We start from the raw sequence: 14,413 nt of genomic DNA on the forward strand, positions 1-14,413 counted from the left end.
CGCGGTCCGCGCCCCGCGAGCGCCCCGTCCCGACCCCGGGCGAGGTCTTCCCGCCGCGGCGCAGGCCGGCCGGATCGCCCGCGGGTTCCGCCCGGCGGCTCGCCGCCGTGTGACGCGGCGCGCCACCCCGATCCCCGGCCGGCCCGCCGCCCTGGACTACCCTGGACGGCATGGACTACGTCTCCGCGCTCGTGCCCCCGGTAGTGATGGCCGCGTTCTTCACCGGTCTGATCGTGACGATCGTGAAGACCCAGGGCGGCGCCAACAAGGCCAAGGAGGACGCGGCGGTCGACGCGGCCCTCGCCCGCGCCGAGCACACCCGCCGCACCCCCCGCGACACCGACGTCTGAGGCGCTCCGGGCCGCCACGGGACGGCCCGGACGCGCACGGCCCGGCAGGGCGTACGACTCATCAGCTTTTCGAGTCGTACGCCCTTTTTGCTGCTGTTTGCCGTTCAATGCCATGTCCACCGGGTGATGGAGGGCATCTCCCCCTATTGTTCTGAGCTGTGCCTCGCCCATTGGGAGAACTCGAAGACTCGGTCATGACGAGGGTGTGGAAGTGGAACCGCCCGGTGACCGTCCGAGAAGTCCTGGAAGACCTTCGGCAGGAGCGGTCCATCGCCTACACCACGGTGATGACCGTTTTGGACAATCTCCATCAGAAGGGCTGGGTGCGTCGCGAGGCGGAAGGCCGGGCCTATCGATATGAGGCCGTCTCCACCCGTGCCGCCTACGCGGCGGCACTCATGAACGACGCCTGGTCCCAGAGCGACAACCCGGCCGCCGCTCTCGTCGCCTTCTTCGGGATGATGTCGCCGGAACAGCGTGAGGCGCTGCGTGATGCCGTACGTATCGTCCAAGGACCGGAAACACCCGCTCCGGAGAACGCGGCGGTCCGGAACGCACCGGACGAGAACGCGACGGACGAGAACGCGCCGATCGGGAACGCGCCGATCGGGAACGCGGCGGGTGAGAACCCCGCCGCCGCGGAGGGCATGGGCGGGCGATAGCGTCCGGACATGCCAGCAGAGCAGCCCGAAGTCAGCACTAATGCCCTCACCGTCCGCCGGGCCAGGACCAGCGATGTCCCGGCGGTCCGCGGTCTCCTCGACTCCTACGTCCGCGGTCGCATCCTGCTCGACAAAGCGACGGTGACGCTTTACGAGGACATCCAGGAGTTCTGGGTGGCGGAACGCGGCACCGGCCCCGCTGCGGAGGTCGTGGGCTGCGGCGCTCTGCACGTCATGTGGGAGGACCTCGCGGAAGTCCGCACCCTCGCCGTGAACCCCGCCCTGAAGGGCGCCGGCGTCGGCCACCGGCTGCTGGGCAAGTTGCTGGAGACCGCCCGGTGGCTCGGTGTTCGCCGGGTATTCTGCCTGACCTTCGAAGTCGACTTCTTCGCCAAGCACGGCTTCGTGGAGATCGGTGAGACGCCCGTTGACACCGATGTCCACGCCGAGCTGTTGCGTTCCTATGACGAGGGCGTGGCCGAGTTCCTGGGGCTCGAACGAGTGAAACCGAACACCTTGGGCAACAGCCGGATGCTTCTGCATCTGTGATCGCCGCCGGGTAATACTCCGGTGCATACCCCCGGCGGCGGCCCGTCGGCCCTTGCCCGGTGTCCCTATGTCCGAAACGCACATGTTTCCGGTCTTCGCGGGCCCACCGGTCTCTGCCAGGGGTTCGCAGGGGTTTGTGTTTTCACGGCAAAAGCGGTTTGCTTTCCGACGTACTGCAGTAGTGCATATAACAAGGGGACGCGAAACTGCGGCGGCCGCCGTGGACCCCGGCCCTGAAGATATCGATGAAAGGAAATCCAGTGGCACAGAAGGTTCAGGTCCTTCTTGTCGATGACCTCGACGGCGGCGAGGCGGACGAGACCGTGACGTTCGCGTTGGACGGCAAGACGTACGAGATCGATCTCACCACTGCCAATGCGGACAAGCTCCGTGGACTTCTCGAGCCCTACGTCAAGGGTGGCCGCCGTACCGGGGGCCGTGCCTCGGGCGGTCGCGGAAAGGCGCGTGCGGCTTCGGGCGGCAGCCAGGACACCGCGCAGATCCGCGCCTGGGCGAAGGAGAACGGTTACGAGGTCAACGACCGCGGCCGCGTTCCGGCGTCCATTCGCGAGGCCTACGAGAAGGCCAACGGCTGAGCGCTGCGATGCCGCAGCCGGACGCGGTGGCACCCCGTGGCCACCGTCTCCACGAGTCGTACGAGATCGGGGGCGTCCCCACCGCCCCTGCCGAGGGCGGACAGCGTCGGCAGCGACGACTCCACCTCGCGGCCGGGCTCAGGGGGCCGCAGCCATACGGCGGCCCCCTGCGAGCCGGTCACCCGGGCGAGGCCCGGCGGCAGCGGCGCCTCGACGCGCCCGCCCGAGCCGGTCGCCCCGATGTCCAGTGCGAGGGAGCCCCACTCCAGCCAGTCCAGGAGTCCCGGCAGTTCCTCCGCGCCCCCCGCGGCGACGAACAGCCGCATCCGGTCCGCCCGCACCGCGACCGGGGAGCCCGGACCCAGGTGCCGCAGCGCCGCGTACCCCGCCTCCGCGGGCACGTCCAGGACGTCGAACCGCAGCCCCGTCGGCAGGTGCACCGGAGTGCCGGGCACCGTGGCCCACCCCAGTTCGTTCTCGTACCAGTGCCGGACCGTGTCGACCGGTGGGACCGGCGGGACCGGCGTGGCCCGGTGGTTCGCGCCGGACGGACGACGGGGGAAGGGGACCGAGGGGACCATGCGAAGCCAACCGCCCGGAGGGCGTCCGGGTTACGCTGGGTGGCCCGGCGGGTGCGGAGGGTGCCGATCGGGCGGGCGTGCCGGGCCGGTGGCCGGCGCAAGGCTGTTCGCCCGTAGCGGAGGGAACCGGCGTACCCGGCATGGAGTGTCAGTGCGTACGGGTAAGACATCCCTAGTGGGAGGGGCGACACGCACGGTTCGGGCATCTCACGTTCGCCATCGGCGTACAGCTGGCGAGGGTATCTGCTTGGCCTGCGGGAACATCGCCCAGCACCATCGGGTTGGAGCAGATGTCGGCGTTCGGGTTCAGGAGGCAGTGCTGGTTCTCGGTCCGGTGTCGGCAGTTGGAATGAGCGGTCCCCGCTTGCGGGACTAAGCTGCGGAAGGACAGGGAGGGGAGCGTCCCCTTACTGCCTGACCGCTCTGAGGAGCGATTAACGATGTTCGAGAGGTTCACCGACCGCGCGCGGCGGGTTGTCGTCCTGGCTCAGGAAGAAGCCCGGATGCTCAACCACAACTACATCGGCACCGAGCACATCCTCCTGGGCCTGATCCACGAGGGTGAGGGTGTCGCCGCTAAGGCCCTGGAGAGCCTCGGGATTTCGCTCGAGGCGGTCCGCCAGCAGGTGGAGGAGATCATCGGCCAGGGCCAGCAGGCCCCGTCCGGGCACATCCCCTTCACCCCCCGTGCCAAGAAGGTCCTGGAGCTGTCGCTCCGCGAGGCCCTCCAGCTGGGTCACAACTACATCGGCACGGAGCACATCCTGCTCGGCCTGATCCGCGAGGGCGAGGGCGTCGCCGCCCAGGTCCTGGTCAAGCTGGGCGCTGATCTCAACCGGGTGCGGCAGCAGGTCATCCAGCTGCTCTCCGGCTACCAGGGCAAGGAGACCGCCGGCGCCAGCGGCGGCCCCGCCGAGGGCACGCCCTCGACGTCCCTGGTCCTCGACCAGTTCGGCCGGAACCTCACCCAGGCCGCCCGTGAGTCCAAGCTCGACCCGGTCATCGGGCGCGAGAAGGAGATCGAGCGGGTCATGCAGGTGCTGTCCCGCCGCACGAAGAACAACCCGGTGCTGATCGGTGAGCCCGGCGTCGGCAAGACCGCCGTCGTCGAGGGCCTCGCCCAGGCCATCGTCAAGGGCGAGGTGCCCGAGACCCTCAAGGACAAGCACCTCTACACCCTGGACCTCGGCGCGCTGGTCGCCGGCTCCCGCTACCGCGGTGACTTCGAGGAGCGCCTGAAGAAGGTCCTCAAGGAGATCCGCACCCGCGGCGACATCATCCTGTTCATCGACGAGCTGCACACGCTGGTCGGTGCGGGTGCCGCCGAGGGCGCCATCGACGCCGCGAGCATCCTGAAGCCGATGCTGGCCCGTGGTGAGCTGCAGACCATCGGCGCCACGACGCTCGACGAGTACCGCAAGCACCTGGAGAAGGACGCCGCGCTGGAGCGCCGCTTCCAGCCCATCCAGGTCGCGGAGCCGTCGCTGCCGCACACCATCGAGATCCTCAAGGGCCTGCGGGACCGGTACGAGGCGCACCACCGGGTGTCCATCACGGACGAGGCCCTGGTGCAGGCGGCGACGCTCGCCGACCGCTACATCTCGGACCGCTTCCTGCCCGACAAGGCGATCGACCTGATCGACGAGGCCGGCTCCCGGATGCGCATCCGCCGGATGACCGCGCCGCCGGACCTGCGCGAGTTCGACGAGAAGATCGCCGGTGTGCGCCGGGACAAGGAGTCCGCGATCGACTCGCAGGACTTCGAGAAGGCCGCCTCCCTGCGCGACAAGGAGAAGCAGCTCCTGGCCGCCAAGGCCAAGCGCGAGAAGGAGTGGAAGGCCGGCGACATGGACGTCGTGGCCGAGGTCGACGGCGAGCTGATCGCCGAGGTCCTCGCGACCGCCACCGGCATCCCGGTCTTCAAGCTGACCGAGGAGGAGTCCTCGCGTCTGCTGCGCATGGAGGACGAGCTCCACAAGCGGGTCATCGGCCAGATCGACGCCGTCAAGGCGCTGTCGAAGGCGATCCGCCGTACGCGTGCCGGTCTGAAGGACCCCAAGCGCCCCGGTGGTTCGTTCATCTTCGCCGGCCCGTCCGGTGTCGGTAAGACCGAGCTGTCCAAGGCGCTCGCGGAGTTCCTCTTCGGCGACGAGGACGCGCTGATCTCCCTCGACATGTCGGAGTTCAGCGAGAAGCACACGGTCTCGCGCCTCTTCGGTTCGCCCCCCGGCTACGTGGGCTACGAGGAGGGCGGGCAGCTGACCGAGAAGGTCCGCCGCAAGCCGTTCTCCGTCGTCCTCTTCGACGAGGTCGAGAAGGCCCACCCGGACATCTTCAACTCGCTGCTGCAGATCCTGGAGGACGGTCGCCTGACCGACTCCCAGGGCCGGGTCGTGGACTTCAAGAACACGGTCATCATCATGACGACCAACCTCGGCACCCGGGACATCTCCAAGGGCTTCAACCTGGGCTTCGCGGCCTCGGGCGACAAGAAGACCAACTACGAGCGCATGAAGAACAAGGTCTCGGACGAGCTCAAGCAGCACTTCCGGCCCGAGTTCCTCAACCGTGTCGACGACGTGGTCGTCTTCCCGCAGCTCACGCAGGAGGACATCCTGCGGATCGTCGACCTGATGGTCGGCAAGGTCGACGAGCGCCTCAAGGACCGGGACATGGGCATCGAGCTCTCCCAGTCCGCCAAGGAACTGCTGTCCACCAAGGGGTACGACCCGGTGCTGGGCGCGCGTCCGCTGCGTCGCACGATCCAGCGCGAGATCGAGGACACGCTGTCGGAGAAGATCCTCTTCGGCGAGCTGCGCCCCGGTCACATCGTGGTCGTGGACACCGAGGGCGAGGGCGAGGCCAAGATCTTCACCTTCCGCGGTGAGGAGAAGTCCGCGCTGCCGGACGTCCCGCCGATCGAGCAGGCCGCCGGTGGGGCGGGCCCCAACCTGAGCAAGGAGGCGTGACCTCCGGGTCCGCCTGAGAACGACCGCCCGGCGGACGGACTGCCCGCCTGTCCGCCGGGCGACCGATCCGCCGAGTGACCGAGGGGCCGGTGCTTTCGAGCACCGGCCCCTTCGGCCTGCCGGGGCGTCCTTGCCCTGGATGCCTCGGAGGTCCTAGAGGACGGTGTACATCTTCGTGACGGTGTGCATGTCCGGGAAGAGCCGGCGGGTGTGCTCGGGTACGTCCGCCGCCTCAGGGACGAGGTTGAACACGACGGAGCGCAGCCCGGGGAACAGGGCCGGAACCCGGGAAAGGTCCTCGTCCCCGGTGAACCCGTCGAGGCGGAGCCGCTCGACACCCGGCAGGACGGGACCTTCGTCCCATGGAAGGGCGGCCCATCTCAGCCCCAGTTCCTCCAGTCCGGGAAGCAGCGCCACCTCCGCGAGGTCCTCGGGAGTGAGCGGTTCGAAGAGGGCCCCCAGGACCAGTGTTCGCAACGAGTCCAGGTGCCGCAGGCCGCGCAGTCCGGTGAACCGGAGGGCGTGTCCGCTGAAGCGCAGCGAAGTGAGCGGCAGCCGCGGAAGGGCGGCGTCGAGGGAGTCTCCCTGGAGAGGCAGACCGATGCCGAGTTCGCGCAGAGTGGCCGAACCGGAGAGCGGGGCCAGCGCGTCCGGCCTCTCCAGTCCCCGCATGCGGTCCAGCGACAGCTGCTCCAGCGGCAGTGCGGCCGGCGTGCTCAGGTCGGCGATGTGCGCACTGCTGCGGACGGTCAGACGCCGGAGCCGGCGCAGGCCCGCGAGCACGCTCAGATCGCGCAGCCGGTCGTTCGACCGGATGACGAGCGAACGTGTCGTGTCCGCTCCGAGGCAGGTCCTCAGTTCCGCCGCCTCGATGTTCCCGACGAGGTCGAGGCCGGGACGGCCGCCGAAGGAGCGCAGGACGTGCAACTGGGCGGCCGAGTGCGCGGTGAAGTACAGGCCCTCCGGCGGCAGGTGGGCGATGACCTCGGCTCCGTACCGCTCGGTGTCGAAGCGGTCCCAGGCCCAGGTGAGCTGGGCGCGGACCGACACACGGGGGTGGGTGCGGAAGCGGGCCAGGACCGGGACGGCGGCGTCGGTGCCGATGAGGGAGGCCGTGACGACGACCGCCCTGGCCTCCGCCTCCGACAGGCCCTCGGGTCCGGGCAGGAGCTCCAGGACCAGCGGGCCCACCGCGGCCAGCTCCCGGGCCTCCTCCGCGGTGCGGGGCGGGATGAGCGTGGCCGCCTGCTCCTCCACGGCGGCCCTGACCCGCGGATCGAGTTCCGTGGCGTGCTCCAGGCCGGCGAGGGCGAGCAGCCGGATGCGGGTGCCCCCGGCGGGCCCGGCGTGTTCGGCGGCGGCCAGCAACCGGGTCAGGAACTCCGCCCGTTCGTGGGGCCGGGCGTGGGCGACGGCCATCCGGATCACGTCCGACCACTGGGAGTCGGCGGCGGACCGCAGGAGGAGCCCGAAGTCGCCGTCCTCCACGGCCGCCTTCGCACCGAGGTAGTCCTGGAAGGTGCGGTGGACGAACTCGACGGTCCCCGCCGAGGGCTCGCGCAGCAGTCCGCTGCGCACGAGGAGATGGCGGTAGATCGTCGGGGCGTCCCCCTGGCTCGCGACGGCGGGCAGCGAGGGCAGGGCGTCCGCGACGATGCGCTCGGCCCGCTCGCGGTCCATCTCCAGCCGGTTGTTGCGGATCAGCCAGTAGGCCAGGCGCTGGAGGAGCCGGACCTGCGGGAGTTCGGGGAGGCGGACGTCGTCGTGCGGGAGCATGTCCCGCTCCCGGTCGCGGCGCGCGAGGAGCATGGAGAGCGCGGCGTCGTACAGCTCCTGCCGTCCGTGCGGCAGATAGCCGCGCCGGTCCCGGTGCAGGGCGCAGATCAGGCCGCACATCAGCGGGTTGGTGGCCAGCCGGCCCAGGTCCGGCCTGGTGCCGACGGCGTCCAGGAGCGAGGTCTCGTACGCGTCGAGGCGTCCGGTGTCCGGGGTGCCGGCGCGGGCCGCCGTGTGCCAGCGCCCGATGAACGCCCTGACGTCGTCGCGGCTCATCGGTGCGAGCGTCAGCTCGGTGAAGCCGTCCGCGGCGAGCCAGTTCTCCCGTACGGCCGAGGGGCGCGAGGTGACCAGCCACTGGTTGCCCGGGTAGGCGTCGAGCAGGTCGCGCAGCCAGCGGCGGGTCCGCTCGCGGTCGGGTTCCGGGATCTCGTCGATGCCGTCGACGAGCAGCAGGGCGCGGCCCGCCCCGAGCACCCGGTCGGCCCAGCCGTCCGGGGCGGCGCCGTGGAAGGGCACGCGGGTGGCGGCCAGGAAGTCCGCCGGCGCGGGCAGTGCGCCGGGATGGCGTACGAGCGTGCGCAGCGGCAGGACGAAGGGGATCCGGTCGCCGCGTCCGCCCCGCGCCGCCGTCACCGCGAGCCACTGCACCAGCGTGGTCTTGCCCGAGCCGGCCACCCCCCTCAGCAGCACCAGGTCCTGCTCGGACAGGGCCTCCTCGGCGGACAGCGCCGGACCGGGCGCGCCGGCTGCTCCGTCGGCCATCCCGCCGGCCATCCCGCCGTCCTCGTCGCCGGTGGCCGGGCGCAGGGCCCGCAGGGTGAGGTAGGCGACGTCCAGGGGCCAGCGGTCCGGTGAGTCCACCAGGTCGATGCCGTAGATCGTGAGCTGCCCGTGCTTCGCCGCCGTGTAGGCGAGGAAGCGCCGCTCGAACTCCGCGTCGCCCCCGCCGGCGGGTGGCGTACGGGCGATCAGCTCGTCCACCTTCGCCAGCAGCTCGGCCTGCCGCCGCGTCTGCTCGACCAAGGTCCTGGGGACGAAGGCCGAGCGCTGGGTGAAGAAGTGCAGGATGTGCAGACAGGCCGTGTCGAGCAGCCGCTCGTAGAACACCGTCGCGTCGAGGCCGAGGTCCCGGCCGGGGTCCCCCGCGGTGCGGCGCAGGTGGCGAGCCAGATCCGCGTGGCCGAGCTCCACGGCCTGCGCGTCCGTCATCGTGAGGTCGCCGAGGGCGTACAGGGTGTCGGCGAGGGCGTGGACGACGGCCTGTTCCTCGTCCGCGGGGACGGACCGTTCGGCGGTCCCCCTGAGCGCCCGGCCGACCAGCTCGGTGGCGAGCCGGGTCACGTCCTTCCTGCTCAGCGTGCGCTGCTCGCCCCTGAAGGAGACGCGGGACGAGATGCGTACGGGCCTGTCGACCAGGTCCGCGCCCGGCCCGTCCGTCACGAAGAGCTTCCTGATGAGCGGTGTGGCCACAGCGGACGCCAGCCGCACACCCACGGTCGTCGGTTCCATGGCATCCCCCGAGGTCATGGTGAGTGGTCCGCCAGCGTATCGGCCGGGACGCACTCCCGTCGTGGATCTTGAAGGGATCGTGGATCTCGGCGGGAGGGGGTGAGGCGGTGGCCGTGCGACCCGGTTCGGCGGGAGGATCCGTGGTGTCCGAACCGTCCACGGAGGGAGCGGCCATGAAGGCCGACGCACCCGAGGTCCGTACCACCGCAGGTGTACTGAGTGGCGAGACCGGAAAGGCGGGCACGGCGGTGTTCCGGGGCGTGCCCTACGCCGCGCCGCCCGTCGGCCCGCTCCGGTTCGGGGCACCGCGGCCCGCGCCGGGCTGGGACGGCGTACGGCGGGCGACCGCGTTCGGGACGCCGCCCCCGCAGTCCGCGGTGTTCGGCACGGACGCGCTGGCACCCGCGGACGCCGACGACGGCGACTGGCTGACGCTCAACGTCTGGACGCCCGAGCCCGGTCCCGGTGCCGGGCTGCCGGTGATGGTGTGGCTGTTCGGGGGCGCGTACGTCATCGGGATGTCGGGCCTGCCCGAGTACGACGGCGGCCGGCTGGCGCGGGAGGGCGTCGTCCTGGTGACGCTCAACTACCGGATCGGCATCGAGGGGTTCGCGCTCGTCGAGGGCGCGCCGGCCAACCGCGGACTGCTCGACCAGCTCGCGGCGCTCGCCTGGGTGCGGGACAACATCCGGGCCTTCGGCGGCGACCCGGACCGCGTCACGGTCTTCGGCGAGTCGGCGGGCGCCGGCTCGCTCGCCGCGCTGCTCGCGACGGAGCGGGCGGCCGGGCTCTTCCGGCGGGCCGTCGCCCAGAGCGTGCCCGCCCCGTTCCTCTCGGCCGGGCTGGCCGCGGACGTCGCCGCGGAACTCGCGGCGGAGCTGGGACTGCGGCCGACCGCGGACGACCTGGGCACGGTGGCGCCGGGGCTGCTGCCCGCGGCGGCGGACGCGCTCGGGGCGCGCATGGGGCGGTACGCGCCGCGGTGGGGGGTACTGGCACGCACGGCGATCCCGCTGGCGCCCGTGGTGGACGGAGAGGTGCTGCCCCGCGCCCCCTGGGAGGCGCTCGCCGCCGGTGCGGCACGGGACGTCGAGCTGGTGGTCGGCCACACCCGGGACGAGTACCGGCTCTTCATGGCGCTCGACGGAACGCTGGGCGAGGAGATGGCGGAGGACCGGGCCGCACGGGCGCTGCGGGACTTCTCGCCCGACGGGGCCGGCGAGGAGGCGTACCGGAAGGCATTCCCGGACCTCGGTCCGGCGGGGCTGTACGAGCTGGTCCGCTCCGACTGGCTCTTCCGCATGCCGTCCCTGCACCTGGCCGAGGCGCAGGTGGCGGGCGGCGGGCGGGCGTACTTCTACGAGCTGGTCTGGGAGACCCCCGGCATGGGCGGGCTGCTCGGCGCCTGCCACGGGCTCGATGTGCCGCTGGTCTTCGGGAACCTGGGCGGCGGGCTGCCCGCGCTGCTGTTCGGGGAGGCGCCGCCCGCCGAGGCGGAGGAGCTGTCGGGGCTGTTCCGGTCCGCCTGGACGCGGTTCGCGGCGGGGGAGGGACCGGGCTGGCCCGCGTACGACGTCGAGCGGCGGCCGGTGCGGCTCTTCGACGTGCGCCCGAGTGTCACCGCGTACCCGGAGGAGGTGTCGCGGACGCTGTGGCAGGACCACGTCTTCGGGGCGCTTCCCCTGCTCGCGGCTCGTGGACGGGGTCCGGGGCTGTAGCCCCGGTCACATCCTCCGGCCCCCGGGACACGGCGCCCGGTGACATGACGCACAGGCGTACCAGCCCCTACTAGCGATGATAGTGAGGACTCGGAAAGGGGCATGAAGGACCTTCGGCCCTGGGGACGGGGCCAGGGTCCCGGAGGGTGCCGTAAGGCTCGGGGGAGCGGGGCCGAGGCTGGACGAACCGTGTATGAGGTGGGGCTAAACCCGACTTCTGCGAAAAACCAGGAGGATTTCCGATCAATCCTCGATCCTGTCAAGGGGGAGGAAGTTTCTCCATCAAATACGACTTGGCATCGTAGATGGGGGTTTTGGGGGATTGCGGAAGCGCGGGTTACCAAGGGATGACCGACCCCGCCCGACGCACGTTCAGCGTGCCGGGTGCGTGGTGCCCGTCCCCCGGAGGTAACCCCCATGTCGCAGCGCACCGAATCCCGTATGTCCGGCACGACCCCGCTCCGTGTCCGGGCGGCCTTCCTGGCCCTCGGCCTGGGAGCCTCGGCCGTCACCGGAACCGGGGTCGCGGTCGCCGCCGACACCGCGTCGGGCGCGGTCTCCCTGCCGGTCTCGGCCGCCGCCTCCGTGCAGCAGCAGGCCGCGGCCCAGGCGAAGGCGGCCCAGGCGAAGAGCAAGGCCGCGGCCGCGAAGACCGCCGCGAAGAAGGCCACCGTCAAGAAGGCCGCTGTCAAGAAGGCCGCGGCCGAGCCCGCTGCCGCGAAGACGGTCGCCTCCTGGATCAACCCGGTCGAGCAGTACAAGCTCTCCGCGAGCTTCGCCCAGGCCGGCAACCTGTGGTCGACCACCCACTCCGGCCAGGACTTCGCCGTCTCCTCCGGCACCCGGGTCCTCGCCGCCCACGGCGGCACCGTCGTGAAGGCCGGCGGCAACGGCGCCGGCGACGGTCCCGCGTACGGCAACGCCGTGGTGATCAGGCACGCCGACGGCGCGTACTCGCAGTACGCGCACCTGTCCCGCGTGGACGTGCGGATCGGCCAGACCGTGAAGACCGGCCAGCGGATCGCGCTCTCCGGCAACACCGGCAACTCCAGCGGGCCGCACCTGCACTTCGAGATCCGTACGACGGCCGGCTACGGGACGGCGGTCGACCCGGTCGCCTTCCTGCGGTCCAAGGGCGTGCGCCTCTAGGCCCCGCCGCCTGGGGATCCGTAGGGCCCCGTGTGTGCCCGCGTGACCAGTTCGACGGCGACCTCCAGGACGGCCTTCCGCTTGTCCTCGGGGTCGCCCTCCATGTCCTTGAGGGCGAACATCCCGGCGTGGATGGTGAACAGCGCGCTCACGCAGCGGACCTGGTCCGTCAGTGGCGCGTCCGGCTCCTTGATGATGTCCAGCATCTTGAGCATGCGGTCCTTGAAGGACTCGCCGACGCTCAGCTCGCGGACCGTCGCCTGGTTCTCCTGCATGAAGCGGAAGAGCGGGGCCGCCTGGGTGAGGGCCTCGCTGTAGCGGCGCAGGAGCTCCCGCTTGGTGTCGAGCGTGTGCGGCTGTCCCCGGCCCCACTCGATCAGCTCGTCCATCGGCCTCGTCAGATCCTCGAAGAGGCTGACGAGGATGTCCTCCTTGGTCTTGAAGTGGTAGTAGAGCGCCGCCTTCGTGACGTCCAGCCGTTCGGCGATCTCGCGCAGGGAGGTCTTCTCGTACCCCTGGTCGGCGAAGAGCTCGACGGCCACGTCCTGGATGCGCTGGCGGGTGTCTCCCCGCCGCCGCTGCCTGCTGCCGTCCATGGTGGCGCTCCTCGTCCTGGTCGCACGCCGTAGGCGCGGGTAAGAAGAAAACTTACTTGACGCCCGGCTAGTTACGGGTCTACTTTCCCCAGTGTAGTCAACTTGCCGGTCGGCAAGTAAGTGCAGTGCGGTACCAGGGGAGTGGGACAGTGGCGGACACGAGGACGGCCGGGGCGGCCGGAACGGCGGACGGGGCGGAGGCACCGGCACCGGCACCGGCACCGGAGGATCCGACGGGGGCGGTCGGAGCGATCGGGGCGGCGGGCGCGGCCCCGCCGGCGGACGCCGCGCCCGCGGGCAGGCGGCCCAGGAGCGTGCGGGTCGTCCTGCTCGCCCTGATGATCGCGATGCTGCTCGCGATGCTGGACAACATGATCATCGGCACCGCGATGCCGACCATCGTGGGAGAGCTGGGCGGCCTGGAGCACCTGTCGTGGGTCGTCACCGCGTACACGCTCGCGACCGCCGCCTCCACCCCGATCTGGGGCAAGCTCGGCGACATGTACGGGCGCAAGGGCGTCTTCATGACCTCGATCGTGCTGTTCCTGATCGGGTCGGCGCTGAGCGGGATGGCCCAGGACATGGGGCAGCTCATCGGTTTCCGCGCGGTCCAGGGGCTCGGCGCGGGCGGTCTGATGGTCGGCGTCATGGCGATCATCGGTGACCTGATCCCGCCGCGGGAGCGTGGCAAGTACCAGGGCATGATGGCCGGCGTGATGGCCCTCGCCATGATCGGCGGACCGCTGGTCGGCGGCACCATCACCGACCACTGGGGCTGGCGCTGGTCCTTCTACATCAACCTGCCGCTCGGTGTCATAGCCCTGATCGCCGTCAGCGCCGTACTGCACCTGCCCAGGAAGCGGGTGGAGGCGCGGATCGACTACCTGGGTGCCGCGCTGCTCACCGTGGGCATCACCGCGATCGTGCTCGTCACCACCTGGGGCGGGACCGAGTACGCCTGGGACTCCGCCATGATCATGGAACTGATCGCGATCGGGGTCGCCGCACTCGTCGGGTTCCTGTTCGTGCAGACCAAGGCGGCCGCGCCGGTCATGCCGCTGCACATCTTCCGCAGCCGCAACTTCACGCTGATGTCCGTCGTCGGTTTCGTCGCCGGGTTCGTGATGTTCGGCGCGGTGCTGTTCCTGCCGCTCTACCAGCAGTCGGTGCAGGGCGCGTCCGCGACCAACTCCGGGCTGCTGCTCCTGCCGATGCTCGGCGCGATGCTCGTGACCTCGATGATCGCCGGGCGGGTCACCACCAGCACCGGGCGCTACAAGGTCTTCCCGATCGCGGGCAGTGCGCTGATGGTGGTCGGGCTCTACCTGCTGTCGCTCATGGACACCGAGACGTCGCGGCTGACGTCCGGGATCTACATGGCCGTGGTCGGCGCCGGTATGGGCTGTCTGATGCAGATCACCATGCTCGTCTCGCAGAACAGCGTCGACATGAAGGACATGGGTGTCGCGTCGTCCAGCACGACGCTGTTCCGCACGCTGGGGTCGTCCTTCGGTGTCGCGATCATGGGGGCCCTGTTCAACCACCGGGTCCAGGACGCGATGGCCGAGCGGGCCGGGGCGCTGGGGTCCAGGGTGACCGAGCAGTCGGCCCAGCTGGACGCGGCGAGCCTGGCGAAGCTGCCGGTGGCGGCGCGGGAGGCGTACCAGCACGCGGTGGCGTCCGGTACGCACTCGGCGTTCCTGCTGGGGGCGGCCGTGGCGGTGGTGGCGCTGGTGACGGCGCTGTTCGTGAAGGAGGTTCCGCTCCGGGGGGCGGGTGCGCCTTCCGGCGGGGACGCCGGGGCGGAGTAGGGGTCTTCCCGCCCCGGACCTCCGGTCCTCGAACGCCGGAGTGCCGGAGTGCCGGACGGGCTGGCACAGTCAGCCCGTCCGGGCGTCCGGGCGTCCGGGCATCGGGTGTTCGGGCGTTTCGGCGTTCCGACGGGACGGGGGAAC

11 protein-coding genes are annotated in these 14,413 nt (G+C 71.0%); 8 read left to right on the forward strand and 3 right to left on the reverse strand.

The features are described 5' to 3' along the window. Positions 1-170 precede the first annotated feature (170 nt). From KM933_RS33150 to KM933_RS33165, 4 genes are all read left to right on the forward strand, one after another. Positions 171-350: a hypothetical protein gene (locus tag KM933_RS33150; RefSeq protein WP_221359330.1), complete on the forward strand. Its 180-nt coding sequence runs from the start codon at positions 171-173 to the stop codon at positions 348-350. Between the two features lie 158 nt (positions 351-508). Next, positions 509-1,012: a BlaI/MecI/CopY family transcriptional regulator gene (locus KM933_RS33155; RefSeq protein ID WP_308013621.1), complete on the forward strand. Its 504-nt coding sequence runs from the start codon at positions 509-511 to the stop codon at positions 1,010-1,012. 9 nt (positions 1,013-1,021) lie between these two features. After that, the gene (locus KM933_RS33160; protein WP_221359332.1) at positions 1,022-1,561 is read left to right on the forward strand and encodes an amino-acid N-acetyltransferase; all 540 of its coding nucleotides are present in this window, start codon (positions 1,022-1,024) and stop codon (positions 1,559-1,561) included. Positions 1,562-1,821: 260 nt separating this feature from the next. After that, entirely contained in the window at positions 1,822-2,157 is a 336-nt protein-coding gene (locus tag KM933_RS33165; RefSeq protein WP_030573823.1) for a histone-like nucleoid-structuring protein Lsr2, read from the forward strand. Here the strand turns inward: KM933_RS33165 and KM933_RS33170 are convergent. Beyond that, positions 2,136-2,738 (reverse strand): SCO3374 family protein, encoded by a 603-nt coding sequence (locus KM933_RS33170; RefSeq protein WP_221359334.1) that lies wholly within the window; start codon positions 2,736-2,738, stop codon positions 2,136-2,138. The two genes, KM933_RS33165 and KM933_RS33170, sit on opposite strands and share 22 nt — an antisense overlap. A 440-nt stretch (positions 2,739-3,178) precedes the next feature. On the opposite strand from KM933_RS33170, the gene KM933_RS33175 reads away from it, so the two are divergent. After that, positions 3,179-5,707 carry an ATP-dependent Clp protease ATP-binding subunit gene (locus KM933_RS33175; protein ID WP_221359336.1) on the forward strand — a complete coding sequence of 843 codons (2,529 nt, stop codon included), beginning with the start codon at positions 3,179-3,181 and terminating at the stop codon, positions 5,705-5,707. A gap of 153 nt (positions 5,708-5,860) precedes the next feature. Here the strand turns inward: KM933_RS33175 and KM933_RS33180 are convergent, their stop codons facing one another. Further along, positions 5,861-8,995: an NACHT domain-containing protein gene (locus tag KM933_RS33180; protein ID WP_221359338.1), complete on the reverse strand. Its 3,135-nt coding sequence runs from the start codon at positions 8,993-8,995 to the stop codon at positions 5,861-5,863. A 173-nt stretch (positions 8,996-9,168) separates the two neighbouring features. Between KM933_RS33180 and KM933_RS33185 the strand changes: the two genes are divergently transcribed. Next, positions 9,169-10,713, forward strand: a complete 1,545-nt coding sequence (locus tag KM933_RS33185) for a carboxylesterase/lipase family protein (RefSeq protein WP_221359340.1) — start codon at positions 9,169-9,171, stop codon at positions 10,711-10,713. Between the two features lie 417 nt (positions 10,714-11,130). Further along, positions 11,131-11,862: a M23 family metallopeptidase gene (locus tag KM933_RS33190; protein WP_221359342.1), complete on the forward strand. Its 732-nt coding sequence runs from the start codon at positions 11,131-11,133 to the stop codon at positions 11,860-11,862. On the opposite strand, the gene KM933_RS33195 is transcribed toward KM933_RS33190, so the two are convergent. Next, positions 11,859-12,458: a TetR/AcrR family transcriptional regulator gene (locus tag KM933_RS33195; protein WP_221359344.1), complete on the reverse strand. Its 600-nt coding sequence runs from the start codon at positions 12,456-12,458 to the stop codon at positions 11,859-11,861. The genes KM933_RS33190 and KM933_RS33195 overlap by 4 nt on opposite strands. Positions 12,459-12,709: 251 nt before the next feature. Between KM933_RS33195 and KM933_RS33200 the strand changes: the two genes are divergently transcribed. Then, entirely contained in the window at positions 12,710-14,269 is a 1,560-nt protein-coding gene (locus tag KM933_RS33200) for an MDR family MFS transporter (protein ID WP_308013622.1), read from the forward strand. Positions 14,270-14,413: the final 144 nt, after the last annotated feature.

It is taken from the genome of Streptomyces beigongshangae, assembly GCF_019710745.1.
GTDB lineage: Bacteria > Actinomycetota > Actinomycetes > Streptomycetales > Streptomycetaceae > Streptomyces > Streptomyces beigongshangae.

Coding starts and splice junctions, on each gene's coding strand:
- KM933_RS33150 (WP_221359330.1), top strand. CDS start 171: ATGGACTACGTCTCCGCGCTCGTGCCCCCGGTAGTGATGGCCGCGTTC.
- KM933_RS33160 (WP_221359332.1), top strand. CDS start 1,022: ATGCCAGCAGAGCAGCCCGAAGTCAGCACTAATGCCCTCACCGTCCGC.
- KM933_RS33170 (WP_221359334.1), bottom strand. CDS start 2,738: ATGGTCCCCTCGGTCCCCTTCCCCCGTCGTCCGTCCGGCGCGAACCAC.
- KM933_RS33175 (WP_221359336.1), top strand. CDS start 3,179: ATGTTCGAGAGGTTCACCGACCGCGCGCGGCGGGTTGTCGTCCTGGCT.
- KM933_RS33180 (WP_221359338.1), bottom strand. CDS start 8,995: ATGGAACCGACGACCGTGGGTGTGCGGCTGGCGTCCGCTGTGGCCACA.
- KM933_RS33185 (WP_221359340.1), top strand. CDS start 9,169: ATGAAGGCCGACGCACCCGAGGTCCGTACCACCGCAGGTGTACTGAGT.
- KM933_RS33190 (WP_221359342.1), top strand. CDS start 11,131: ATGTCGCAGCGCACCGAATCCCGTATGTCCGGCACGACCCCGCTCCGT.
- KM933_RS33195 (WP_221359344.1), bottom strand. CDS start 12,458: ATGGACGGCAGCAGGCAGCGGCGGCGGGGAGACACCCGCCAGCGCATC.